Here is a 25,819-nt window from a genome sequence, read left to right on the forward strand (position 1 = left end):
CCACAACCGGTGTGATTAGTGGAAACCCTTCTGTCACTAGTCCGGCAACAGATTATACCGTAACTGCTACCAATGGTACAGGTAGTACTACTGCAGTTGTACGTATTACCGTTAATAATGCAGCACCAAGCACATTAAGCTATACAACTCCAAATGTGTATACCGTTGGATCAACTATTTCTAGTTTATCACCAACGGTTACAGGGACAGTTACTAGCTATAGTATTTCAACTCCACTACCAACGGGTTTATTATTCAATACCACCACTGGGGTAATTAGCGGAAACCCTTCTGTCACTAGTCCGGCAACAGATTATACCGTAACTGCTACCAATGGTACAGGTAGTACTACTGCAGTTGTACGTATTACAGTAATTTCAGGTTTACCAACGGATACGGATGGCGATGGAGTTTCTGATGCGCAAGAGGCGATTGACGGAACCAATCCTAATGATGGATGTTCATACAATCCAGCCAGTCAGATATTCGCTAATACGACCTTGACTTGGAAAAATACGGACTGCGACGGTGATGGAACCAACAATGGTACAGATTCACAACCGCTAAACTATTGTGTGGGTGGTGCAGGCGGAAACCCTCCAAGCATGGGTTCTCCAAGCTTTGCTATTTTCGGCACAAACGATTGTGATAATGATGGTATTCCAAACAGCGTAGAATGTGCCTCTGGTGGTCCAAGCTGCCAAGATTACGATGGCGATGGAATTCCAAACTTCCAAGATCCTGATTCTGACAATGATGGTATCCCAGATAGTATCGAGAAAAACATTGATTCAGATGGTGATGGTATCCCTAACTATTTGGATTTAGATTCTGATAACGATGGAATCTTGGATAGAACAGAAGGAGCTAGCGATCGTGATGGTGACGGAACTCCAAACTATTTAGACCTTGATTCTGATGGAGATTCTATCTTAGATGCATGGGAAGCTACTGATTCAAGACGCGGAGTGATTGATCCAAATTACAACGGACGTGTTGATCAAAATGGTGCTTTCATTGATAATAACAAAAACGGTTTAGCCGACTTTTTAGAAGCTAATCCGGCTCCTATTCCAGATACGGACAAAGATGGCACAGCCGATTTCTTAGATCTTGACTCTGACGGAGATTCAATAGTAGATAGCAAAGAATTAACTTCCGATCCCGATGGTGATGGTATTCCAAATTACCGTGATTTAGATTCTGATGGAGATTGGTTAGGTGATAGCGATGAAAGAGATGGAGACAATGACGGTGATAATATCCCGAATTACCTTGATCTTGACTCGGATGGAGATACGATTCCAGATGCATGGGAAGGTAAGAACAAATGCGCTACTTGTACGAACCTGAATGATGGTAATGGTGATGGTTGGGATGATCGTGGACAATATGTTGCTGTCATTGATACCGACAAAGATGGTACGCCAGATTTCTTAGACTTAGATTCAGATAACGACTGTATCCCTGACCAAGTAGAAGGAGGAGGAGATATTGATGGAGATGACAAGCCTAATTTCCGTGATACAGATTCAGATAATGATGGCATCTTAGACGCTTTAGAAGCTGTTACATGTAACTCACCTGTCGACACCGACAAAGATGGTGCCAAGGATTTCGAAGATTTAGATTCAGATAATGATGGAATCTCGGACAAGATAGAAGCTGGTTCCAATCCAAGTATTCCGGTAGATACCGATAAAGATGGCACTCCTGATTTCCGTGATTTAGATTCGGACAACGACGGTATTCCAGACAAATTAGAAGCAGGTTCTGATCCAAACAATCCGCTTGATACAGATAAAGATGGTATCTATGACTTCCGTGACTTAGATTCAGATAATGACGGTATTCCAGACAAATTAGAAGCAGGTTCTGATCCAAACAACCCAGTTGACACGGATAAAGATGGTAAACCAGATTTTCAGGATTTAGATTCCGATAATGATGGTATCCCAGATAAGATTGAAGCAGGTTCAGATCCAAACAATCCAGTAGATACCGATAAAGACGGTACGCCAGATTTCCGAGATTTAGATTCGGATAATGATGGTATTCCAGATAAAATTGAAGCGGGGGCAGATCCAAGTAATCCAGTAGATACGGATAAAGACGGTACGCCAGATTTCCGTGATTTAGATTCGGATAACGATGGTATCCCTGATAAAATAGAGGCAGGTTCTGATCCAAATAATCCGGTAGATACGGATAAAGACGGTACGCCAGATTTCCGTGACACAGATTCAGATAATGATGGTATCCCTGATCTATTTGAAGCAGGAGTCAATCCAAATATTCCATTGGATACTGATAAAGATGGCACACCTGATTTCCGTGATATAGATTCAGACAATGATGGTATCCCAGATAGCCTAGAAGCGGGTAAGGATCCAATCAATCCAGTGGATACGGATAAAGATGGCATCCCTGATTTCCGCGACTTAGATTCAGACAATGATGGTATCCCAGATAAAGTAGAGGCTGGTAAAAATCCAACGAATCCTACGGATACAGATAAAGACGGTATTCCTGATTTCCAAGAATTAGATTCGGATAATGATAGTATCCAAGATAAAACAGAGGCTGGGAATAATCCGAACAACCCAATTGATACAGATTCTGACGGAACTCCTGATTTCCAAGACCTAGATACCGACAACGATGGTATTCCAGATAAGGTAGAAGCAGGTCCGAATCCCAATGTACCCGTAGATTCTGATACTGATGGAACGCCAGATTTTAGAGATCTTGATGCCGACAATGACGGTGTATTAGATAAAGTAGAGGCTGGTACCAATCCTGCTACTCCAATAGATACCGACAAAGATCTTAAACCTGATTTCCAAGATTTGGATGATGATAATGATGGCATCCCTGATATCATGGAAGACAACTTAGACTATGGTGGACTACCTGATTGTGATAATGATGGTATTCCAAATCGACTAGATCCAGATGTTTGTCCTTCCTTCGTTCCACAAGGTATTTCTCCAAACGGTGATGGTAAAAATGACAATTTGATTATTCCAGGCATCTTAGGATTTAAGAATACATTGACCATTTTCAACCGTTGGGGTGAAATTGTTTACGAAACCAAAGACTATAAAAATGACTGGGGCGGTGAAAGTAACAATGTGTTCATCTTAAAAGATGGCTTACTTCCTGATGGCGTTTATTACTACATCGTTGATTTCTATGGCGTTAAACCCAACATATCAACTTACATCTTTATTAGCAGACTAAAAACCAAATAATCAACTCTGCTGAAAACAGAAATAAAATGAATAAAAATCAAAATAATAAACTGAATATGAGGAAGCCCATCAACATGCCCTTCCAAGGCATGTGGGTGGCCCTACTTGTTGCGATGTTGATTAGTATTTCTTCATACGAATCAAAAGGTCAAATAGAAACAATGTACAGTTTATATCGTTTTAACCCACAAATCGTAACACCTGCTCATGCAGGTTCCTCCGAAGTATCAGACATCACCGTGATTAACCGTCGCCAGTGGACTGGCTTTGAAGGCGCACCGGTAACATTTGCGGCTAGCCTTAACCAAAAATGGGGTGAAAATAAAGGTATTGGAGTCGTGGCATTAATGGACCAAGCTGGACCCATTAAAGCCACGACCATCAGTGCCGATTTCGCTTACCATGTTCCATTGAATGACAAATGGACCATGTCAGGGGGTATACGTGGAGGATTTTCCAATCTAACGATCGAATGGTCCTCGATCCGCTTAACACATGGAGGTGATGAAAACTTCCAAGAAGACATCTCCAGTGGCTTAAAATTTAACACAGGTTGGGGATTACGTTTCTCCAAGGGTGATGGACTATTCTTGAGTATTTCGCAGCCTAGGGTCCTAAAATATGATTTTGGAGTACTTTCTGGAGCTTATAAAGATGTCGACTATTATTATACCATGTTAGGTACCAAAGTCCGACTTAGTTCACAGATCACCTTATATCCAAGTGCTATGGTACGTGTAGCAACGGACGTTCCTTTAAGTTATGATCTAAATGTAAATAGCCATATCCGTGAAAAATTTGACTTAGGCTTTAGCTACCGCAAGGGAGATAGTTATGGTATCCGATTAGGATTTCAAGCAACTAAAAACCTTTATGCTGGATACGTATATGAGTTACCTATATCGGCCATTAGTAAAGTGACGACACAAACGCATGAAATGGCATTAAGATTTACGTTTAACAAGAAAAGCACCTTGGAAACAAAATAGATATTGAAGACAGTAGATTAGAGAACGAAAAGTGGAAAGCTAGATTAATTTTTGATCTAGCTTTTTTTTATACTTTCTTCATTTAGAAATTAAAAGATAAGCTTGATTTTCCCCAAATAAATAAAATCATTACGATACAATAGCCCTGTAAACTATTTTTCAATTAAAAAAGAGGGTACTTTTACCTTAATACAAATGAAATAATACATGAATATTAAATTAACTTTACAAAGCTATATTCTTTAAAATAGAGTTTTATCCCACAAATACGCACAAATATCCACCCAATAAAAGCCCAAATGGAGCCAAACAAGGGGAATAATTGCCACATTTGTAAAGAAAAGCTTAAATTATTGTCAAAAAAATCAATATTAGCTAAGTTGAAAATTTCTATACAGTGATGAATTTTTCAGTTAAGTCTAGAGTCAAAAAAAGCACAAAAGGGCATTGTGAAATACTGAGCAACAACTTTGTTGTCAATTTAAAATTAAGAACAAATAATAATTATGTTCTATTTTTTAAATTAATCCTTTAGACTACATTTGTAAAGCAAAACAGAAGAGGGGTATAGGACTTCGCTCTGGTTTAGTGTTCTACTTGTTCTAAATTAATATGAAAAAATTTATCTCTCAGCTCAACTCACGGTTCGGCTCTTCTGTACTAAAACTACAGAAAACTTTAATTCCACTAAAATCTGGTTTGCTTGTTTTAAATAAAATTTAAGACAATCTCCTAACCATCCATCATCGCGATGAGTGTGTTGAACTTCCATGGAAGAAACTAGCTTTTAAAAATTAAAACGTGTTCTAATAAAGATTAAATGAATTTAACATTCAACCTCAAGTCGAGTTTATTATCAAATTCTATGAAAACAATAAGGGTTTCTCTTTTGTTTATGTTAGGATTTGTTTTGATGAATCTAGAGGTTCTTGCTAAGATGCGTTTTTCTTCTAGCATTTCTCCTACAATTACCCGTACAATGGCAATGGCAGATTCTAGCCTGAAAGGCCAATTTGTTATTCCTACTGGTGATAAAAACAAGTTCCGCACTGAAAATATCGAGGCCATTGGTATTATTCCTCAGGGAATCACACCGAATGGTGATGGTAAGAATGACAAATTAGTCATTGACGGAATCTTAGGGCTTAAGAATAAGCTAAGCATTTTTAATCGCTGGGGAAATTTAGTTTTTGAAAAAGAAAACTATACCAATGATTGGGGTGGCGAATACCTCACTTCGGAATCAACTAGCGATAGCAAGCTCCTTCCAGATGGAATCTATTATTACGTGATAGATTTTTATGGACAAAAGGAAAATATATCGACATACGTACTTATCAACAGATTAGCAGTAAAGTAAAGTAACACAATGTTCTATAATTATATAAATTTTAAACTGAGAGTAGATCAAAAAAGGCAAAGTTGGGGCCGCTTGGCCCTTACTTACCTCATTTTGGGTATTTTACTTTCATGGAGTTATTCGTCACAGGCACAAATTGAAAGTATGTACAATTTGTACCGCTTCAATCCTCAAATCATTACTCCAGCACACTCAGGTTCAACAGAAAATTCAGAAGTAGTATTCATTAACAGACAGCAATGGATTGGTATTGAAGGAGCTCCTAAGACCATAGCAGCAACTGCCAACATAAAATGGGGAGAAAAAAAGGGAGTAGGATTTGTAGCTATGGTAGATCAAGCTGGTCCCGTTAAAACAACCAACATTGCTGCCGATTTCGCATACCACGTTTCTTTAAACGATAAATGGAAAATGTCAGGTGGTATTCGTGGAGGATTTTCAAATTTGGCATTAAACTGGTCTTCCATTCGCTTAGTTAATCCCAATGATGCACTATTTGCTCAAGATGTTTCCACAGGCCTAAAATTCAATACAGGTTGGGGCTTACGTTTTAGTAAAGGAGATGGTTTATTCCTTAGTATTTCTCAACCTCGTGTATTTAAATACGATTTCGGTTCAGCCAGTGGAGCTTACAAAGACGTGGATTATTTCTACACCATGGTAGGTACAAAAATCAAAATGGGTAATAACATCAATTTATTCCCGAGTACTTTAGTAAGATTAGCTGCCGATGTACCATTGAGCTGGGATATTAATTTAAACGCACAAATTAAAGAAAAGCTTGACATTGGCTTAAGCTACCGTCATAAAGATAGTTACGGTTTACGCCTTGGTATGCAAGCCTCCAAAAAAATCTATTTAGGTTATGTTTATGAATTACCTATCTCGAATATCAGTAAAGTAAGTACACAAACACACGAAATTGCATTGAGATTCTCCTTCTTTAAAAAAGCAGTAGTAGCTCCAGCTAGCGATTCTGATGTGAAATAAAAAGAATACTTAATCAACTAACATAAAAAAGCTCTGGGTTTATCTAACCTAGAGCTTTTTTTACAACTGATGTAACCTCTTAATAATTCTTTAAAACGGAAAAGCTCAGGGTTTAAACCCTGAGCTTTTTTACACCTGATGTAAACTCTACAAAAATCTTAAAACAGAACAGCTCAGGGTTTAAACCCTGAGCTGTTTTTCAATTTCCCTTACTCTTTACGCTCGCTCTTAAATTTCAATTGAAGTTTCTCTGACAGTACATGAATTAAGTCCTTTTGATAAATTTGAGCCGCCTGTTTCACCTCTCCCATAGGTGCCACACCAACTCCCAACATAGCAAACCATATCTCATGAGAATCTTGTACCTTTTTACCGTGCGACTTCCATTCGTCTTTAATAATGTCTCCCCTACCATGATCCGTCGTAATTAAGATCGTCGTTTTTCCTTTGTATAAAGGATCTGATTCAACAAAATCCCATACTTCATTTAACCAGGTATCAAAATGATGTACTGCCTGTAAATAATGCTGATATGCACCCTCATGAGCAAACTCATCCGTTTCCCCGTAGGAAATGTACATGGCTTTGGGCTTCTTCGTTTTTAAATATTGCATGGCTTGAAAGTGAATGAACACATCTTGACTTTCTACATCACCAAATACCCGAAACGATTGATTCAACATATCTGAAATCAATTTCATTTTTGGATCCTGATTCAATTCAGGATAAACTTCATAACCATTAATGACAGGAAAACCTGCCCTCTTTTCATTTAAAATACGGTCAAATGCATCCCAAGCACCGAAAGCAACCACCTGATTTTTATAGGCTGGTAATTGGTTTAAATACTCAAAAAAATTGGTATTGGGATTCGGTTTATATTCGTTGGAATTGATGGCTGTGTCCACTTGACCTGTCAAGAGCTCACTATAACCTGGATAAGAAAACCAATGCGGATTAGCGACATCTACCCGATTACCTAAGGCTCTATTACCATGAATTTGACCTTTCTGAGCTAATTCACCCCACAAAAAGGGCATCAACTTCTTTCTACGAGTAGCTAAATCATTATCCCAAAACTTCGTAAAAATAGCTAAACTATCTCCATGATGATATGCCTTCTTCTTTGCCAAAGTCGTATCCATACCTTTAAATACATCCTGCCAACGTAGCCCATCTGTCGTAATGACAATCACCCGATTCTCAGGTGCTTTTTGAGCTAAAACAAACGAGGTTTGAGCTAATAAACCAAAAACCAAGCATACAATTTGTTTCATATTATTCATTAAAAAGGTGAATTATTTTCTAAAACGTTTAATTCGATAAAAGGTCAAAAAATTCGCATCGTGGTTATTATGCGCTCCTCCTTCAGCATCGTCATAGGCAGTTCTGCAAGCCAATACAATGTGTTTGCCTTGAAATTGCCAGTCGACATATTGGAAACCATGCTTGATTTCATCAGGATGCTGAAATATCACCTTTTTAACTTCCCAATTTTTCAAATCATAGGAAAAACATAGGGCCAAGGTATTTCTAAATGAAGCAGGGTTTTTACCTTGATGCTTGACTTTGGTGGAGTCGGGGATCACATTGGAAATAGTCCAATATCGTTTAGAAAGTGGATCAAAGCGAATGGAGAATTTTTTGGCACCTCCAGGAAAACGAATAAAGCCATTTTGGTGATCAAAACTAGACTCTTTGCCGTCGGCACTAATCTTAACCATGGCAGCAAATTCATCCATCGTAGATTTATTATCTACCCTCAAGATATTCCAAACTTGTCCCCGTGTATCTAATACCGCATTTCCTTCAATCCAAGCTCCAAAATGATTGTCTAAGTAGGTTGAATCATAACGTAGAACATTCGTTTTTGTCCAACTGGCCGCCAACATGGGATCTGCATCCAATGGCATGGACATCATAAAAGTTCCATACCTTTTTCCCCATTTTTTTACTGTCCCCATGGCATCCTCCATGGCCCTCCACAAACGTCCCTCATGTTCTAAGAAAGGCATGGGAGCACAATGGTACTCCCCTTCCAATAACAGTCCATGTTGAGCATCTATGGGTTCTGACCAAGTATAACCGCCATCAGTAGAATTACGAATAATGGTATTCCCATGGTGTTTATTGGTGCCCATGATGTACAACTTGCCTTTAAATTCAAAAAGCTTGGACCAAAATTGCCCTTGAATCTGGCTAATTTGCACCCAAGATTTACCTTTATTTTTGGATAAATATACCCTAGAAACCGCTGAGCTATGTTCCGTAGATTTGGGTCCAAAAAAATCATGCGAGGCCAAATAATCGCCATTAGATAAAATACAAATACTGGGAGAACCTATATACTGACCGCTGGAAGCTGGACTATGTGCCACGATAACACCGGGAACTTGGGCAGTGAGGGAACTGAAAATAAAGCACAAGCAGACAAAGAGGCCTGCTCCCAAACTGGGAAGTTTCATGTTGATTAAATAGGTTAATTGATAAATGTATGGTAAAATCTGTAATAATGGATATACCCAAGATTAAGAAAAAATGAAACTCTAGTTATTTCTAAAACTTAAAGCCCAAATTTATCCCCAATCCTCTCACTCCTAACCATGGACCTTCTGTATTAATTTGAGCCGAGTTAGCCGTCACTTTACCGACAGATTTAAATGGTGAAGTATCCAAATTATCCACTTCTCTTTGTAATACTGCTTGCTCATCCGTACTTAATGCTGGATTAAATTCAGCTGTTAAAATCCCTGTACTAGTTCCAAAATGAGCTCCAACAATCCAAAAGTCAAAAACCATCCGATTCTTCCAAATAGGATATTGAATACCGAACATCAAACCTCCATTCATAGAAGTGATTTTTCCTTTAAAATCACGATCCACTTGTATCAGTTGACCACTAGATTTATCCTCTACTGTGATAGGAGCTGTAAGCTCATACACTAAATAACGCGCATATGGAGCCGCATAAAACCCTTGATTCCCTTTGCTGCTAAAATAGTATCGGATTTCAGGAGTAATCGCAATATTCCCTAATTTCATTCGGGATAGATTGATCGATTTATCATCCATTTGCTCCGTGATCGTCCCTTCCATAGGAACATTCCCATAAGGCATGGTTCTAAATCCGAGTGAAAATGACATGTGCTTGCTTAAGCTACGTTCATAAGTGAAATGATAGTTCCTAAGTAAAAGAGAACTCAAATTGATCTTAATACTATTCTTTGAGGGTTTTTGTGCCCACAATAAGGTTGGTAGCAATAATAAAACAAATGCAATTTTTTTCATGTTGGTTGATTGTAGGTACGCCAAGGTAGGCCAATGGCCATGAATTTAATTGAATAAATACTCGAATCCCAAAGATCGCTTAGCTGATACGAATTACTTTTTATAAAATTTAAGTGCTTCCGGCAGGTATTCCTTAATTTTCTGTATTCGAGTGGCATCAGAAGGATGGGTACTTAAAAACTCAGGAGGAGCCTGCCCTGATTTTGATTTTTGCATCCGCTCCCAAAATGCCGAAGCTTCTGAAGGGTCGTATCCTGATTTAGCAGCCCACATTAAACCAAATTTATCCGCTTCTAATTCTTGTTCGCGCGAAAATGGCAACATGATTCCTACCGATGTACCAATGCCATAAGCGCGCATAAATAAATCTTGCGTTTCTTTAGGCTTACTAGAAATAGCCGCAGACAAAACAGTACCGCCCAATTCCTGAATCATGGACTCACTCATTCGCTTATTTCCATGCTGTAATAAAGCATGTGATACTTCATGTCCCATCACAAAAGCCAATGCTGTTTCATTTTTAGTCACTGGCAAAATTCCGGTATAAACTACGATTTTCCCACCCGGCATACACCAAGCATTGATGGTGGTATCATTTTTAACCAAATTATATTCCCATTGATAACCCTTCAAAAACTCTTTATTGTTTTTTTCAGCAAAATACTTCTCCACAGAGGCTGTGATTTTCTTTCCAATTCGTTGAACCATTTGCGCTTGGGCATCTTTGGCCGGAGAAATAACGGTACTCGTTTTTAAAAAATCTTGGTATTGTGTCAAGGAAAGTGCTTGAATTTCTTGCTCAGAGACTAAGGATAATTGACTCTTTCCTGTCAAAGCATTTTGAGCACAAGAAATAACAAACAAGGTGCCTAAAAGAATCATTAGGCTACTTATACCGTATACTTGAATAGATCGTTTCATATAAATCAGACAATTGAGTTGGTTTCCACTGAGAAAATAATCGTAAATTTAAGTTATGCTAGCTGATTTACCCAATTAAATCATCCGCTATGCCGAATTCCAGTAAAATAGTTTTAACCGCCACAAGCATTCCTCACATGTTAAAAAAAGTCCTATATTCTTTATTAGGTATCATCCTATTTTTCATCTTCGCTGCGATGGGAATATCCATGATGTATAAAAATGAAATCAAGGATCTAATTACAAAAACGGCGAATGAAAAACTCCAAGCTCATTTCAAATTTGAAGATGCTTCCATCAGCCTTTTGCGTCATTTTCCCAGCTTAAGCATCGAAGTAGAAAACAGCAGCATCATTGGTAAAAATGAGTTCAAAAACGATACCCTTGCTCTTATACCTAAGCTAACGATTCAAATAGCCCCCTTGGCCTATTTATTGGATAACAACATGGAGATTCAAGAAGTGATCCTTGAACAGGCCCAATTTAACTTAATCATTCTTCCTTCTGGTCAAATGAACTGGGATATTTATCAAGCACCTCATTCAGATTCCCCACAAGAAAAATCCAATCAAAACATGCGCATTTCACTGGATCATTATCAATTAATTGATTCAAAAATTCGTTACAATGACCAAATGAGAGGATTTGCTACCCAATTAATTCAATTAAATCACGAAGGTTCGGGTGATTTTTCAAAGGATATTTTTACCTTAAACACGAACACAGAAGTTGAAAAGCTAAGTTTAGAGTTTCTAGGTAAAACCTACCTATCTGAAGTAAAAGGTAAACTAGAAGCTCCCATTGAGATGAATTTTGCCAAAATGGAATTTGCTTTTAAAAACAACGATTTATACCTAAATGAATTACCCATCCATTTTGATGCCTGGGTGGCCATGCCCGATACTTCCATCGATATGGATATCAAATTTCATGCCTTGAAATCTCCCCTAAAAGATTTCCTATCCCTTGTTCCTCTTTTATACCAAAACTCCTTCCAAGAACTTCAAGCGTCAGGTGATTTTGCGCTATCGGGTTATGCTAAAGGTAAAATGAACGGTCGCTCAATGCCTGGCTTTGGAATGGATTTACGTATCTCAAAAGGGTCATTTAGTTATGCTAAGGTCCCAGTAGGTGTTAAACAAATGGAGCTAGACCTACAAATAGATAATCCAGATGGTGTTCCAGACCATACTTTAATCGACTTAAAAAAATTCCAATTATACATGAACAATCAGCCAATACAAGCGAATTTGTTCTTAAAAACACCCCTTTCAAACCCCTACCTGAAAGCTAGTCTAAAAGGTGTTTTGAACTTAGGTGAAATAGCTAAAATTATCCCTCAGAAAAACACGCAAATGAGCGGTACCCTACAAAGTGATGTACAGCTGGATGGTTATGTTCAGGATTTTAAACAAGCAAAAGGCAAAGCAAATGGCTATTTTAATGCCCGCCAAATTCAATACAGTAATAGCGAAACGCAGCAAAAAATCAACATCAAGAATGCTGCAGCTACTATAAACCCTAAATCATTGATTATCAGTACACTGGAAGGAAATGTCGCAAATACCGAATTCTCGGCTAGCGGTAGTTTGCAAAATTATGTCCTCTACTTCTTGAAAAATGATAAAATCACAGGGAATTTAACCTTAAAATCGCCCTTGGTGGATTTAAATCAGCTGTTGAGCCGTAATGGGAATGCAACTCTGGACAGCCGTAGTAGTACTACGGCTTCTACGGCTGCTGCGGATCTGCAAATACCCAAAAACATTGATTTCACCCTTCAATCCAGCATCGATAAATTACTTTTCAAAGATTTGATCATTAGCCAAGCAAAGGGGGAAATCCACCTAGCTGATCAAGTCATATCAATGGATGATCTATCCTTTCAATTGGCCAATGCTTCTTGGAAATCAACCGGAACTTTTAGCAAAAAAGATCATCAAAACGCTTCGGTTAATTGGGCTTTCAATATCCAAGATTTAAACATTCAAGAAGCACATAAATACTTTAGCTTAGTTCAAAAATTTGCTCCTATTGCCGCAGTCGCTCAAGGTAAAGTGGATGTAGACTTTAGCTACTCGGGGAACTTAGAAGCTGATTTATCTCCTAATTTAATGAGTACTACGGCTGTTGGGAATATGGATTTGATCGATTTTAATCTAAAAAATTCCACCAGCTTTAATCAATTAGTCAGTTTGACCCAATGGAATCAATTAAAAAATCTAGCCTTAAAACCTACCCACCTCAATTTTCAAATTAAACAAGGTAGGCTACAATTCAAACCCTTTGAAGTTCAAACGAATTTGACCAAATTTCAAGTCAACGGTTCCAATGGTTTAGACCAAAGTTTGGAATACACCATCCTGACGGATATCCCAGCAAAAACGCTACAATCAGGCGTGGCGGCTAGTTTGAATCAACAATTAGCCAAATTAAATCCCAACCTTAATTTGGAGAAAATCCAACAAGCCTTAAAAATGCAAATAATGGTCAGTGGTACCGTTCAAAAGCCTCAATTTAAGGTCAATGTAATCAATGCTCAGGATGTGAATGGCAACAAACCAGTGACGACTCAAGCCAAGGAATTGGTAAAGCAAGAAGCGAAACAGCAAATAAATAAGCAATTGGATGAAGCTAAAGCCAAGGCGGAAGCGATGAAAAAAGAAGCCGAAATGCTCTCTCAAAAATTGCGGCAAGAAGCGTACGCCAATGCCGACCGATTAGTGGAAGAAGCCAAGAACCCATTTGCAAAAATAGCTGCCCAAAAGATAGCGGAACGACTCAAAAAAGAGGCCGATCGTAAAGCGGATGCCTTATTGGAAGATGCCGATAAAAAGGCCCAAGAATTGATAGAAAAGGCTCGTCAAAACTAACGAGCCTTTCCATTGCCAAATTGGTCACTGGCACGTATGGCTTTATTTCCTTGAAACTCTATTTCTACTAATTTTTCACTGGAAACGTAATTGTGCTGCTCATCTTCTAGGTGATACAATACTTTCCTGGTCATTGGGTCGATTACTTCCCCACTGGATGGATAAGCATATTTCCCATCTAAGGAGAAACTGATCCAACCGGGCATATCTTTCAATGGAATACTTGTCAACTGTTGATAAGGTGCTTTCCCTTGAAATACATGCAAACGCATATTAAAACCATCACAGAGCCAAATTTCCTTTTCATCTGGACTATATGCGATGCCGTGACTTGGATTCCCATGGCGTCTAACAAGGCCTTTGTTCCATCCTTCCACCACAATACTCGCCAATTTCTTACCCGTTTTTAAATCCCCTACTTCAAAACCCAAAAGACTATCCACAGTTACTAAACCAATACTTTCCTTACCATTGACCGTAAAAGGGCGAACAAAATTACGGAATGGGCCTATTTTCTGCACTAAAGTATGCTTTTGTGCATCCACTTGATACAACCAAGGATTGCCGATATCCGCTAAATAAACGTACTGTCCCGACAAACCATATAAGGTATTATGAGCTCTCTTAAAGCCTTTCAAGGTCTGAATGATGGCTCCTGTTTCGCAGCTGACTACTTGCCAAAAATCTTTTTCTAAAGAAGGCAAATACATGGTTTTACCATCAGGAGATATCGACATACGGTCGCATCCCCCAGCAAAGGGGATCTCCCAAATTACTTTTTCCGTAGCCAAGTCAATACGCTGCAAGGATTCCAAGGTGCTTACATAAATGCTGTTTAAAGGAATACTTACCGCAATCCCCTTCACATTGGATGGCTTTCCATTCGGATGGAATCCTTGGGTTTTAATTCGCTTTACAAATCGATGCTTATTATTGATGTCAAAAACCAATATTCCATGGCCACCATATCCTAGATAATCTCTGATTCCCGGAGCTGCTACATAGAGATAGCGCTTCGTTTTGTTTTGTGCATCCGAAGAAAAGCCCAGTAAGAGGCTCAACATCAATAGTAATATACATCGAATGGTTTTCATAGTTGCTAGGTTTTTAAAAAAAATGAGATGAACCATGGTATGTTCATCTCATTTTAATTTCAAATTAAATCATGATGCTGTTATTTTTTGTAACTGATTTTGAAAATCGTTCCTCCCAAATCATCCGCTACATACAAGGACCCATCTGGTCCTTGAGCTAATCCACAAGGACGGTGTTGAACTGGGCCAGTTGGTTTGGCCAAATCTGTTCCTGAAAAATTATCTGCAAATATCTCCCATTTGCCGGATGGTTTGTTATTCACAAACGGTACAAAAGCTACGAAATAACCCTTTTTCAATTCTGAATTTTGTCCGTGAAAAGCAACAAATGCTCCGTTTTTGTATTTGGCAGGAAACTGATTTCCTGTATAAAACAAGACATCATTAGGACCTAAGTGAGCAGGAAAAGCTACTTTCGGATTAATGGCTTTTTCTCCAGCCGTTTTCTTTCCATCTCCTCCATATTCCGGAGCTAAGATTTTCTTATTTTGAAATGGATCAAAATAAATGATTGGCCAGCCACCGTCATCCCCTTCATGAATTTCATATAAACATTCTGCGGGTATTTCAGCACTTTGCTTTGGCGTGTAGTATTGTGGATAAAAATCATGGAAGAATCCACGTCCATGAGATGTAGCAAAAAGTGTATTGGTTTTTGTATTCCAAGTAATACCTACGGCATTTTTCAACCCAGTAACATAGCGCTTACCATCTTGAAATTTTTGGCCTAATTGATCTGCTTTAAACTTCCAGATACCTCCAGCCGAATCCAAAACGGAACATGGAACCATTCCTTGGCCTGTACCAGGTACACGACAAGCATCATTCCAAGAACCAATGGTTACGTACATATTGGATTGTTTATCAAACACAAAAGGCTTGGCATTATCACGGCCTTTATCAATCAATCCACTCACAATGTTTTCATAATGCGCTTTATCTACAACCTCTGATTTATCGTTCATCTTAAAACGATTTACCCCTGTATTGGAGGACGCATAAAGAAATCCATTTTGAATTTGTATACCAGTACCCACAAAATCTCCGAAATAATTCGTTTCATCAGCCACACCATCCTTATTGGTATCTCTCAAATGAACGATTCCTTTGCCATCCTTAAACTTGGATAATTTAGCATAAATATCTCCATTATTGGCCACCGTTAAATGACGGGTAGCTCCCAAACCGGTTGCCACGATCTTGGTACTAAATCCCGCAGGAACCTTGATTTCCCACGCTTCCACAGGCAATTTAGCCGCTGGTTTATTGGACATGAATATACCTAGTGCCAACATTGCCAAGGTAAATTGACTTATACTTGTTTTAACTCTTTTCATGGTAATCTTCGAGGGAAAATGATTTATTTGTTTCAAATGCAATTCAATTTAAAGAAATCAGCCAAAATTCCTACCTGCAACTACACGTATATACATTTATTTTAACATGCTTCAATTTTCATTCTACATTCTACATTCCTAATTCTACATTCCTAATTCTACATTACACTCGAAGGAATACTTTTTTCTGGTACATAAAATACAAGAAGTACCATTTAATTCCTGTATAACAAATGGCCATAGCGACCGCATTGTATGGATTTCCTAATAATTGACCTAACCAATGAAATATACTATCTGTACTGTATTCCCAGTTAATAAATACGCCTGACATATAAATCAAGATGGAGTTCATTCCAATGATTCGGAAGAAAAATGACCATTTTTGATAGCCTTTCACGTCAATGATGTAATAAAATAAAGACAACAATAATAAGCTTATACCTCCCACCATCAAGACAAAGGAACTGGACCATAGGTTTTTATTGATGGGGAAATCGATATTCCAAACCAAAGCCAATACGATGAATAAAGCACCAAACATGGCCATGCGTTTCGTCTTTTGAGTACCATCACTTGGGTCATTTTTCAAGTAATTCCCTGTTAAAATTCCCAACAAACCGGTGGATATAGCAGGAATAGTCGAAGTAAACCCTTCAGGATCATGATTTCCTTTATACAAACGACCTGGCATAATTAAGCGATCCATGTAAGATGCAAAATTTCCTTCTTGACTTAGATCGCCCGCAGGAAAACCAGGAGCAGCATTAAACTTCAATAACAAATAGTAAAACATCAAAATCCCACCAAACCAAATGGCTTGAATCGCTGGCTTTTTGGTATACAAATAAATGATGTTGGCAAACATATAGCCTAAACCAATTCGAGCCAATACACTTCCAAAACGTATTTCTTCAATGGGTTTAATTTCCAATCCATTATTATAGACCACACCCAATGCGGCTAAAATCAAACCCCGTTTGATGACTTTCAACAACAACTGTTCCTTGTTTTTACCTTTTTCTATTTCTTTACCCAAAGAGAAAGGAGTAGCTACCCCTGCCATGAATAAGAAAAGTGGAAAAATTAAATCATAAAATCGGAAGCCATGCCACTCAGGATGCGAGAACTGATGCGCAAAGAAACCCCAAATGGGCGAATCTGTAGCCTTAAACATGGTATGAAAAACTTCATCAGCTCCCATAATCCAAAACATATCGAAACCCCTTAAGGCATCTAATGAATACAGGCGATTGGAGCTTAAACTGCTTTGATCTAAATTGGGTAAGGTAGACATATAATTAGGTTTAGAATTTCACAAAGGTATATAAAATGGCTACATTAAGCCTATTGGTGACCCATTTAGGCCAATTTAATTACAATTTTTTCGCTTTAGCTTGGGCGGCTAATTCTTTAATAGCATGCACCATTTTATCCAAATCCTTCAATCGAGTATAGACATGAGGGGTTACTCGGACACAAGAAATGTTTTCCCAAACTATACCCACTGTATGGATTTTATATTTAGTAAATAAAGCACTGTCTAATTCAGCGATGGTCATACCATCAATACTCACTCCAGCAATGGCACAAGAATAGGCTGACTTAAAAGAGGTATGAATCTTTACCCCAGGCACATCTTTTACCTGCGTGGTCCAATAGTTTTTCAAATAACGAATACGCTCTTCTTTCCTTTTAGAACCAATCGCATTGTGGAAATTAATGGCTTCTCCTATGCCTTGTTCAATGGGAAAGCTTCTCGTTCCCAAAGTTTCAAATTTACGAATATCCGTTCCTCGGGGTTTATCATTGCATACCAAAGGCCAAACTTTCTCTATTTTATCCTTTTTAATCCACAGCATACCTGAACCAATGGGCGCTGATAAAAACTTATGCAAGGAGGTTCCAAAATAATCACATCCTAAATCTGGAATCTTAAAATCGAGTAGACCAAAGGTATGAGCCCCATCCACGATTACTTCTATTCCACGCCGTTTCGCCATGGCACAGATTTTAGCTACCGGCATGATTTGACCCACCCAGTTGATGATATGCGTAACATGCAATAATTTCGTCTTTGGAGTGATAGCTTTTTCAAATGCATCCACAATCTGGGCATCATTTTCAATAGGAAAATCAAAGCTCAATTGAGTATACACAATCCCATCACGCTGCGCCCTTTGTCGCCAGGCATTGATCATATTCGGGTAATCTTGCTTGGTCCCGATAATCTCATCTCCCGCTTTAAAATCCAATCCAAAAATGACCGTATTTAAAGCCTCGGTGGCATTGCGGTTGATGGCAATTTCCTCTTTATCACAACCAGCCAATTCAGCTAATTTCTCCCGTAAAGGTTCACGACCTTGGTCCAAAACCCGCCACATAAAATAGGATGGCCCTTCATTGGATAATTTATTGTAGCGTTCTACGGCTTCTTGAACAATCCGTGGACTAGGACTCACGCCTCCATTATTTAAATTGATGATGTTGGGACTGGTGGTATATCCTTGCTGTACAAAGGCCCAAAAATCTTCGTCTTCTGCTAACAAGGCAGGAGATATATGCTGCTTAGCTTCCAAAATGCGCTTAAAATCAGCCGCATGGTTTTGTTGGAATAAACTAGAAGCAGAAAAGGCACTGCTCATCAGGCCTAGGGATTGTACAAATTTTCTTCGGTTAGTCATAGGTTTAGGTTTTAAAGCAATTTAATAAAACAACACCTCATCTAGCTTAATGATGGCAGGATTGGCTTTGTCTTTGACGTAGGCCGGGAAACGCTTAATACGTTTGGCTAGCATACGGTAATGAGTAAAATTACTTGATGGTAAAGGAATATTGATGGCTTGTGGTGAATAGCCCCCATTCTCTGCGGGCTGTTCGGGTTTGACAGAGGCAACTTTCTTCAAGGTTTTAGCTGAATTACCCGCATAAATTTCTATTTCCAAAGGTGGAAAAATATTGGAATCCTGCTTTCTCAAATAACTCACCGTCATACCTTTCACGGCCTTAGCATGTTTAAACTCAAACAAAGCATCGGCATCTTGCTGTTGAAATCCAATCCACGTATCATTTGCCAATCCGCGTGTATCTCGCTTGCCTTGTATCAGATCTTTGAGCGTAGACGCTCCTTTTGCCTGCCATTTGGCCTCCGCTTGAGTCAATAAGTAAACCGAATCTGGCACAAAATGATACTTATAAAAGGTATTTTTCACCACTTTACTGGCTAACCAACCAGGTTTGGTGGCCAAGGCCTTCACTACCGTAAATGCAGGAATATCAATGAGCCCTTGGGTCAGTAAAGTCCCCAAGGAATCTGGTTCTTGCTCTTTATCCAACGTATAATGAATACTCGTACCTTGGATGGTGTGCTTAAAAACTACCTTGTCTTGCGGTCCCAAAAAGAAATTCTCATTCACCAAAATGGGTGGATTAATCATCAATTTTTCATCAGTGGGAACAAATCCCTCCTCCCAACGAATCTTGGGGAAGGTCTTTTTCCAACTGGCTATTTGTTCAGATGCTATTCCTGTATTCCAAATGAATACTTCCTTGAGAAGTGGCAATTGAACAATCAGAGGCTGCAATTGATTAGCTGTAATTTTAGTTCCTGAAAGCGATAAAGACACTAATTTCTTGTTGGACATCAATGCTTTTAAATTGGCTCCTGATATTTCTGTAAAATTCAAATTCAACTTTTCTAGATTAGGAAATTGAGCCAAAAGCGATAGATTTTCATCTTTGATAGGCATTTTGGCTAGATTAATTCCAACCAACTGATCAGCCACTTTGCTTAAATTCTCCAAAGTTTTCAGTTCAAATCTTTTGGCCACATAAAAATCTGCTTGTAAGGCTGGCGCATCACTGGACATGGGATAAACCGAACAAAACGGGCTATTCACGGCTTGCAAATCAGATTCACTGGCGGCAGAAAAGGGATATTCTCTTTTGGGAATTTCTATGCTGGCAGGTATAGCAAATAAACGAGCAACAAGTTTACTTATTTGTAGGGATGGCGGGTATGCTTTGATCTTTTTATCCAAAGATGCTCCCTCTTTCACCCAAGCTTCTAGAAGTAAAATCTCATCCGGAGTCAACTGGCTTTTCCCCTTAGGTGGCATATGTTCTTTATGTTCCAAAGGCAAATGCGCGCGTTGTAAAAATAAACTCTTTGACACATCTCCTGCTTTCCAAAGATCGCCATGCTTACCGCCTTGTAGCATCTTGGCTACAGAGCTCATATTGAGCTGCCCCTTCGTTTTTTGATCATTGTGACAAGAAACACATTTTTTCTCCAATATGGGCTGAATTGCTCCTTCAAATAAAATGGATTCCCCAGTGGGTGCCTTAACTTCCTTTTCTGGCTGCCACAATTCCATCAAATAATTTTCACCATGCGTGATATTGGCTCCTCCATGACCTGCCAAACTAAGGAGCAGCACACCCAACATAGAGCCAATAAATGCCTGAAAGGGATTGACCAATAATCGATCAAACAAGATTAATAAGAGCAAATACATCCAAGCCACTGCTAAGCCTGCCCATTGATGAAAGACAAGTAATTCAGGTTCAAATCCGGATTCCTGCGACAAAAAGAAACCAAACAAGGCCGTAATGGCAGCACTGAAGGCTGTTAAATAGAGTACAAAGCGAAATGAAAGATAAAAGGCATGTTCACCTAATGGCCTCCGCAAAAGATGTACGAAAGGAAGCAAAACTCCCAAGCCAATCGGTAAATGTAAAATCAATGGATGAAAGCGACCAAACAGCTGAAAAGCCCAAGGTAAATTCACCTGATCTTGCCAAAAAAGCAGAAAGAGCAATAAGGCATGGAGGAAAATTAAACCACTCAACAAGATGCTGTACCAAGAAGATAATTGTTCTTTATTCATCCCATTTATGCCAAAAGTCCTGGGATTACATTTCCCGAAACATCGGTTAATCGATACCTTCTCCCCAAATGTTTATAGGTTAATTGTTCATGATTAATTCCCATTAAATGTAAAACTGTAGCATGAAAATCATGGATATTCACAGGGTCTTTGGCCACATTGTATCCCAATTCATCTGTTTCGCCATACACTGTACCTGGCTTGGTGCCTCCTCCTGCCATAAAAATACTGTAGGCTCTTGGATGATGATCTCGACCATAATTATCTGGGGTAAAATTCCCTTGACAATAATTTGTTCGACCAAACTCTCCTCCCCAAATCACCAAAGTTTCATCAAGAAGACCCCTTTGTTTTAAATCCGTAATCAAAGCAGCTGAAGCACGGTCTACATCTTGCGCCTGCATGCCCATTTCGTTCGGTAAATTCCCATGGGAATCCCAACCTTGATGATACAATTGAACAAAGCGAACCCCGGATTCTGACAATTTTCTGGCCAATAAAGCATTGGCGGCATAGGTGCCCGGTACCAAACAATCAGGACCATACATTTTAATAATGTGATCAGGCTCTTTGGATAAATCAGTCAATTCGGGTACCGCCGTTTGCATGCGGTAGGCCATTTCATACTGTTGGACTTTCGCCTGAATTTCAGGATCACCACTTTCATCAAATCCCAATTGATTCAGTTCTGCTAAATGATCCAACATCCGCCGACGATCCTGTTTATCAATTCCTTCGGCATCATTTAAGTATAAAATAGGGTCTTCACTGGAACTAAAAACCACACCTTGATGGGTAGAATCCAAAAATCCATTGGTCCATAGTTTGGAATAAACCCCTTGACCATTTCCTCTTCCCCTAGATAATAATACACAAAAAGCAGGTAAATTTTTATTCTCACTACCTAAGCCATAGCTCATCCAAGCCCCCATACTGGGTCTATTACCCACTTGAGCGCCCGTTTGTAAAAAAGTCAAAGCCGGGTCGTGGTTGATGGCATCCGTATTCATGGTGCGAACGATACAAATATCATCCGCTATTTTGGCAATATTGGGTAATAAATCACTGATATAAGCGCCCGACTGTCCATGCTGACGGAAGCTATAATAAGAACCCATCAAAGGGAACTTGGTCTGACTGGCCGTCATGCCTGTTAAGCGCTGACCACCCCGAATGGACTCAGGTAAATCCTGACCCATCATTTTGGTTAATAAAGGTTTGTAATCAAACGTTTCATATTGGGAAGGTGCCCCATTTTGACATAAGTAAATGATTCTCTTCGCCTTAGGGGCATATTGAGCTAATCCCAAAGGGCTAGTTGAAACATCTGTTCCGTCTCCCTTCCAAATTTTAGGAATCAACAAAGATCCTAATGCCAGGCCACCAATTCCCGCAGCAGCTTTTCCGAAGAAATGCCTTCTGGTGATATTCAGTCTATTTTTAAAAAACTCGTTTCCCATAGATGAAAAGGTTTACACCCGCATTAACGTTTCTTCCATATTATAAATCATTTGAATCGTTTGCATCAAAGCAGCCGTAAATGGATTGGCCACGGCTTGGTTTTTTTGATATTCGCCAACCTTCATCAATTGCTTGATTTTTGTAGGCTTTCGTTGGAATTCCAATTGTTCTGCCTCCAAATACTTCTTCAAAATGGCCAGTTCCTTGGCCTGTGGCGTTCTGCACACTATTTTTCGAAATACCTGACTCAAGACTTCATCTACTGGAAGTTTCAGCTTGGCCATATTTTCCGCCAATACGCGGGAACTTTCAGATACATGAGGGTCATTCATCATGACCAAAGCCTGCAAGGGTGTATTGGTTCTACCTCTTTGCACTTCACATTGATCGCGGTTACTCGCATCAAAAATCAGCATGGATGGTGGTGGCACGGTACGTTTGATAAAAACATACATCCCTCTTCGATATAAATCCTGTTGGTGATCTTGAATGTACGTCATCAAAGATCCACGACCAGAAGATGCCACTTCCCATATCCCTTTAGGTTGATAAGGTTTGATGCTTGGTCCACCTATTTCTGGATTTAAAATATCAGCACTAGCTAAAACATGGTCGCGCACATTTTCCGCTGGAATACGTAAACGAGGAGTATGAGAAAGGTAAATATTATCAGGATCCACTTTTAAATGTGCTGATGTAATGCTGGAAGATTGGCAGTAAGTAGCAGAGGTCACAATCTGTTTGACCAAACGCTTGATATTCCAGTGGTGCGACTTAAAATCAACGGCTAGCCAATCCAATAGTTCTGGGTGGGTCGGTAATTCTCCCTGCATACCAAAGTCACCCAGCGTCTTAACTATCCCTCTCCCAAAAAACTGAAACCATACTCGGTTCACAAATACTCGCGCTGTCAGTGGATTTTGATCATCAACCAACCATTTAGCCAATCCCAATCGATTCTTACTATATTTTTGGGGAGAGAAAGGTAAAATACTTTTCGGTATCCCTACTCCTACTGGCTCACCGTGGGCATCGTAATTTCCACGGTTAAGCACAAAAGTTGGTCGCCAATTACTGGAGTCCTTCATCACCATCACTTCTACTGCTGCCGTATCTCGTTTATTGATAAATTTCAAAATAGAAGCCACTTCTTGACTGGTAATTTTAATATTGGGAGGATCGGCAAAAGAGGCATCAATCGTCCCAAAAAGACCTTTTTCAGGAACCTGATTAAAAAAAGCATACGTACTGTAATAGTCCTTTTGTGAAATAGGATCATATTTATGGTCATGGCATTTGGAACATTCAAAGGTGAGCGCTAAAAATGCTTTACCAAAAGTACTCGTACGGTCATTGACATATTCCACTCGATATTCCTCATCAATCACCCCACCTTCCTGTGTGATTTTATGGTTTCGATTAAAGCCTGTGGCCAATATCATTTCTTTGGTGGCATGTGGGATTAAGTCGCCCGCTAACTGCCACGTCAAAAATTTGGAATAGGAATAATTGGAATTAAAGGCATGAATGACCCAATCCCGCCAAGGCCACATGGTCCTTAATCCATCATCTTGGTAGCCATGTGAATCCGCATAGCGCGCCACATCTAGCCAATACGTAGCCATTTTTTCTCCATAGTGCTTGTTGGCAAGTAGCTCATCTACGATCTTCTCATAGGCTTGAGGACTCGTATCTTTCAAAAAGCGATCTTGCATTTCTAAACTCGGAGGTAGTCCTGTTAAGTCAAAACATACTCGTTTTAAGAGACGCTCTTTATCGGCTTCTTCACTAGGACTTAGCCCTTTCTCTTTCATTTTGGCATAGGTAAAATGATCGATGGGGTTTCGTACCCAAGCAGCATCTGCCTCGGGAATTTCAGGTGTTTTAGGTGCGATGAATGCCCAGTGTGGTTTGTATTTAGCCCCTTGCTCAATCCATTTTTCTAAGAGCTCTATTTCGTGAGGACTTAATGTCAAATTGGATTTCATGGGAGGCATCCGCTGTGAAGTATCTTTGGCGGTAATTCTAGCCATTAATTCAGAAGCCTCTGGATTACCAGGTACAATGGCATGGGCTTTGGCATTATCTTTAAATGCAGCATAAGCTCCCTCAGGTGTATCTAAACGCAAATTGGCTTCTCGTTTATTGGCATCAGGCCCGTGGCATTTAAAACAGCGGTCTGAGAGAATAGGCCTAATGTGGTAGTTGTAATCCACTACATCCGGCATCGTGGTATCATCTGCCCGAGAGCTCGTGCATCTCCAGCTTGTATAAGCTAGAATACTGAAAGCTGCTAAAATAAGGATGAATCGAATGGATGTTGGGCGCATGGCTATCATGTTTATTATTTTATTTCCATGATAAACATTCCATTTCATTGAGTTCTGGTCCTCCACCTCGATTGGCACTTCCTGCAACTACATAAATTTTTCCTTTCCAATAAACAACCCCTGTACCATGTCTGCCTTGCAGTAAATTTGGTAGACTGGACCAAGTTCCTGTTCTGGTATCCAACACTTCTACTTCTGAATGAGCAGGAACTTGTTTGACACTTTCTCCATTCATTACAGCTAGGTAAGGCCCATTTGCAATGGAAGATGTACCTGCACGTAAGGTAGGAAGGCCTTCTGCCAAAGTTGACCATTGATTGCTTTTGAAATCAAAAACATCCACCTCCTTGATGCAAAGATCAAGTACTTTACCAATCTTGGCATGGGAAGTACGCCCTCCAGCAACATAGGCCTTGTCTTTACCCACCATCACGGCTTGGAAATGATCTCGAGCTCTGGGTGCATCTGGCATAATTTTCCAAGTATTGGATTTTGTATCGTATTCATCAAACCATTTGACATGTCCATCATAATGACCGTCGATAATCCCTGCCACTAAATAAATTTTATTTCCCCGGGTAAATACCCCGACAGAACCCCTCAATCGATCAGCTGGAATGGAAGCACCTTCTCTCCAGGTTTTAGTTTTGGGATTAAATATCAAAAATTGAGGAATTGGTTTTTCATGCGGATAATTACCTGTTAAAGCACCGATGACATAAATTTCATGTTGAAATGAAATGGCCTGAAAATGATTAAATTCCATGGGTGCATCGGCTAAAACAGTCCAATTGGATGTTTTAGGATCAAACTCTTCAATAGGTCTTTTTCCTCTTCCACCTAAAGCATAAAATTTCCCATCGCATTCTACCATGGAGCTTTCATGTCTTTTTTGTGCAGCTTGTTGAGATGTGATGATGTTCCAAGAACTGGAGGAATCCTGCGCAGACACACACCAAGAGATTAGCCCAAGGCAAATCAATAGAAACTTTTTCATGGTTTAATAGGTTTGAAAGTCTAATGTAAAAAAAAT

General features: G+C 39.3%; 17 protein-coding genes. 5 read left to right on the forward strand and 12 right to left on the reverse strand.

What is annotated here, in order from left to right; all coding sequences use genetic code 11:
- The 4 genes from U0R11_RS00005 to U0R11_RS00020 form a co-directional block, all read left to right on the forward strand.
- On the forward strand, positions 1 to 3,254 hold a 3,254-nt coding region (locus U0R11_RS00005; RefSeq protein WP_406749213.1), incomplete at its 5' end, for a T9SS type B sorting domain-containing protein.
- A 56-nt stretch (positions 3,255 to 3,310) separates the two neighbouring features.
- Complete coding sequence (locus U0R11_RS00010) at positions 3,311 to 4,243, forward strand: PorP/SprF family type IX secretion system membrane protein (RefSeq protein ID WP_406749214.1); 933 nt, start codon at positions 3,311 to 3,313, stop codon at positions 4,241 to 4,243.
- An 820-nt stretch (positions 4,244 to 5,063) separates the two neighbouring features.
- Entirely contained in the window at positions 5,064 to 5,603 is a 540-nt protein-coding gene (locus tag U0R11_RS00015; protein WP_406749215.1) for a gliding motility-associated C-terminal domain-containing protein, read from the forward strand.
- Between the two features lie 72 nt (positions 5,604 to 5,675).
- Positions 5,676 to 6,593, forward strand: a complete 918-nt coding sequence (locus tag U0R11_RS00020; protein ID WP_406749216.1) for a PorP/SprF family type IX secretion system membrane protein — start codon at positions 5,676 to 5,678, stop codon at positions 6,591 to 6,593.
- Positions 6,594 to 6,802: 209 nt separating this feature from the next.
- Here U0R11_RS00020 and U0R11_RS00025 read toward each other — a convergent pair whose 3' ends face one another.
- The 4 genes from U0R11_RS00025 to U0R11_RS00040 form a co-directional block, all read right to left on the reverse strand.
- A complete protein-coding gene (locus tag U0R11_RS00025) occupies positions 6,803 to 7,870 on the reverse strand; it encodes a phosphoglyceromutase (RefSeq protein WP_406749217.1) in 1,068 nt (355 codons plus the stop codon).
- Positions 7,871 to 7,891: 21 nt separating this feature from the next.
- A complete protein-coding gene (locus tag U0R11_RS00030) occupies positions 7,892 to 9,058 on the reverse strand; it encodes a sialidase family protein (RefSeq protein WP_406749218.1) in 1,167 nt (388 codons plus the stop codon).
- 91 nt (positions 9,059 to 9,149) lie between these two features.
- Entirely contained in the window at positions 9,150 to 9,881 is a 732-nt protein-coding gene (locus U0R11_RS00035) for a DUF3575 domain-containing protein (protein ID WP_406749219.1), read from the reverse strand.
- A 93-nt stretch (positions 9,882 to 9,974) separates the two neighbouring features.
- Positions 9,975 to 10,802, reverse strand: coding sequence for a M48 family metallopeptidase (locus tag U0R11_RS00040; RefSeq protein WP_406749220.1), 828 nt, complete (start codon positions 10,800 to 10,802; stop codon positions 9,975 to 9,977).
- Positions 10,803 to 10,891: 89 nt separating this feature from the next.
- On the opposite strand from U0R11_RS00040, the gene U0R11_RS00045 reads away from it, so the two are divergent.
- On the forward strand, positions 10,892 to 13,675 hold the full coding sequence (locus tag U0R11_RS00045) for an AsmA-like C-terminal region-containing protein (RefSeq protein WP_406749221.1): 2,784 nt from the start codon (positions 10,892 to 10,894) through the stop codon (positions 13,673 to 13,675).
- Here the strand turns inward: U0R11_RS00045 and U0R11_RS00050 are convergent.
- From U0R11_RS00050 to U0R11_RS00085, 8 genes are all read right to left on the reverse strand, one after another.
- Positions 13,672 to 14,769, reverse strand: a complete 1,098-nt coding sequence (locus tag U0R11_RS00050) for a YncE family protein (RefSeq protein WP_406749222.1) — start codon at positions 14,767 to 14,769, stop codon at positions 13,672 to 13,674. The genes U0R11_RS00045 and U0R11_RS00050 overlap by 4 nt on opposite strands.
- A gap of 80 nt (positions 14,770 to 14,849) precedes the next feature.
- Positions 14,850 to 16,106, reverse strand: a complete 1,257-nt coding sequence (locus U0R11_RS00055; RefSeq protein ID WP_454892289.1) for a PQQ-dependent sugar dehydrogenase — start codon at positions 16,104 to 16,106, stop codon at positions 14,850 to 14,852.
- Between the two features lie 163 nt (positions 16,107 to 16,269).
- On the reverse strand, positions 16,270 to 17,403 hold the full coding sequence (locus U0R11_RS00060) for an acyltransferase family protein (protein ID WP_406749223.1): 1,134 nt from the start codon (positions 17,401 to 17,403) through the stop codon (positions 16,270 to 16,272).
- A gap of 79 nt (positions 17,404 to 17,482) precedes the next feature.
- Positions 17,483 to 18,790: an aminotransferase class V-fold PLP-dependent enzyme gene (locus tag U0R11_RS00065; protein WP_406749224.1), complete on the reverse strand. Its 1,308-nt coding sequence runs from the start codon at positions 18,788 to 18,790 to the stop codon at positions 17,483 to 17,485.
- Positions 18,791 to 18,811: 21 nt separating this feature from the next.
- Positions 18,812 to 20,995: a c-type cytochrome domain-containing protein gene (locus U0R11_RS00070; protein WP_406749225.1), complete on the reverse strand. Its 2,184-nt coding sequence runs from the start codon at positions 20,993 to 20,995 to the stop codon at positions 18,812 to 18,814.
- 5 nt (positions 20,996 to 21,000) lie between these two features.
- Positions 21,001 to 22,455: a DUF1501 domain-containing protein gene (locus tag U0R11_RS00075; RefSeq protein WP_406749226.1), complete on the reverse strand. Its 1,455-nt coding sequence runs from the start codon at positions 22,453 to 22,455 to the stop codon at positions 21,001 to 21,003.
- Between the two features lie 12 nt (positions 22,456 to 22,467).
- Complete coding sequence (locus U0R11_RS00080) at positions 22,468 to 24,786, reverse strand: PSD1 and planctomycete cytochrome C domain-containing protein (protein WP_406749227.1); 2,319 nt, start codon at positions 24,784 to 24,786, stop codon at positions 22,468 to 22,470.
- A 19-nt stretch (positions 24,787 to 24,805) separates the two neighbouring features.
- Positions 24,806 to 25,783 (reverse strand): Kelch repeat-containing protein, encoded by a 978-nt coding sequence (locus U0R11_RS00085; RefSeq protein ID WP_406749228.1) that lies wholly within the window; start codon positions 25,781 to 25,783, stop codon positions 24,806 to 24,808.
- Positions 25,784 to 25,819 lie beyond the last annotated feature (36 nt).

Source organism: Aquirufa salirivi, from assembly GCF_045310485.1.
In the GTDB taxonomy this organism is placed as follows: Bacteria; Bacteroidota; Bacteroidia; order Cytophagales; family Spirosomataceae; genus Aquirufa; species Aquirufa salirivi.

Coding starts and splice junctions, on each gene's coding strand:
- U0R11_RS00030 (WP_406749218.1), bottom strand. CDS start 9,058: ATGAAACTTCCCAGTTTGGGAGCAGGCCTCTTTGTCTGCTTGTGCTTT.
- U0R11_RS00025 (WP_406749217.1), bottom strand. CDS start 7,870: ATGAAACAAATTGTATGCTTGGTTTTTGGTTTATTAGCTCAAACCTCG.
- U0R11_RS00055 (WP_454892289.1), bottom strand. CDS start 16,106: ATGAAAAGAGTTAAAACAAGTATAAGTCAATTTACCTTGGCAATGTTG.
- U0R11_RS00010 (WP_406749214.1), top strand. CDS start 3,311: ATGAGGAAGCCCATCAACATGCCCTTCCAAGGCATGTGGGTGGCCCTA.
- U0R11_RS00060 (WP_406749223.1), bottom strand. CDS start 17,403: ATGTCTACCTTACCCAATTTAGATCAAAGCAGTTTAAGCTCCAATCGC.
- U0R11_RS00040 (WP_406749220.1), bottom strand. CDS start 10,802: ATGAAACGATCTATTCAAGTATACGGTATAAGTAGCCTAATGATTCTT.
- U0R11_RS00065 (WP_406749224.1), bottom strand. CDS start 18,790: ATGACTAACCGAAGAAAATTTGTACAATCCCTAGGCCTGATGAGCAGT.
- U0R11_RS00045 (WP_406749221.1), top strand. CDS start 10,892: ATGCCGAATTCCAGTAAAATAGTTTTAACCGCCACAAGCATTCCTCAC.
- U0R11_RS00015 (WP_406749215.1), top strand. CDS start 5,064: ATGAATTTAACATTCAACCTCAAGTCGAGTTTATTATCAAATTCTATG.
- U0R11_RS00085 (WP_406749228.1), bottom strand. CDS start 25,783: ATGAAAAAGTTTCTATTGATTTGCCTTGGGCTAATCTCTTGGTGTGTG.
- U0R11_RS00035 (WP_406749219.1), bottom strand. CDS start 9,881: ATGAAAAAAATTGCATTTGTTTTATTATTGCTACCAACCTTATTGTGG.
- U0R11_RS00050 (WP_406749222.1), bottom strand. CDS start 14,769: ATGAAAACCATTCGATGTATATTACTATTGATGTTGAGCCTCTTACTG.
- U0R11_RS00070 (WP_406749225.1), bottom strand. CDS start 20,995: ATGAATAAAGAACAATTATCTTCTTGGTACAGCATCTTGTTGAGTGGT.
- U0R11_RS00080 (WP_406749227.1), bottom strand. CDS start 24,786: ATGCGCCCAACATCCATTCGATTCATCCTTATTTTAGCAGCTTTCAGT.
- U0R11_RS00075 (WP_406749226.1), bottom strand. CDS start 22,455: ATGGGAAACGAGTTTTTTAAAAATAGACTGAATATCACCAGAAGGCAT.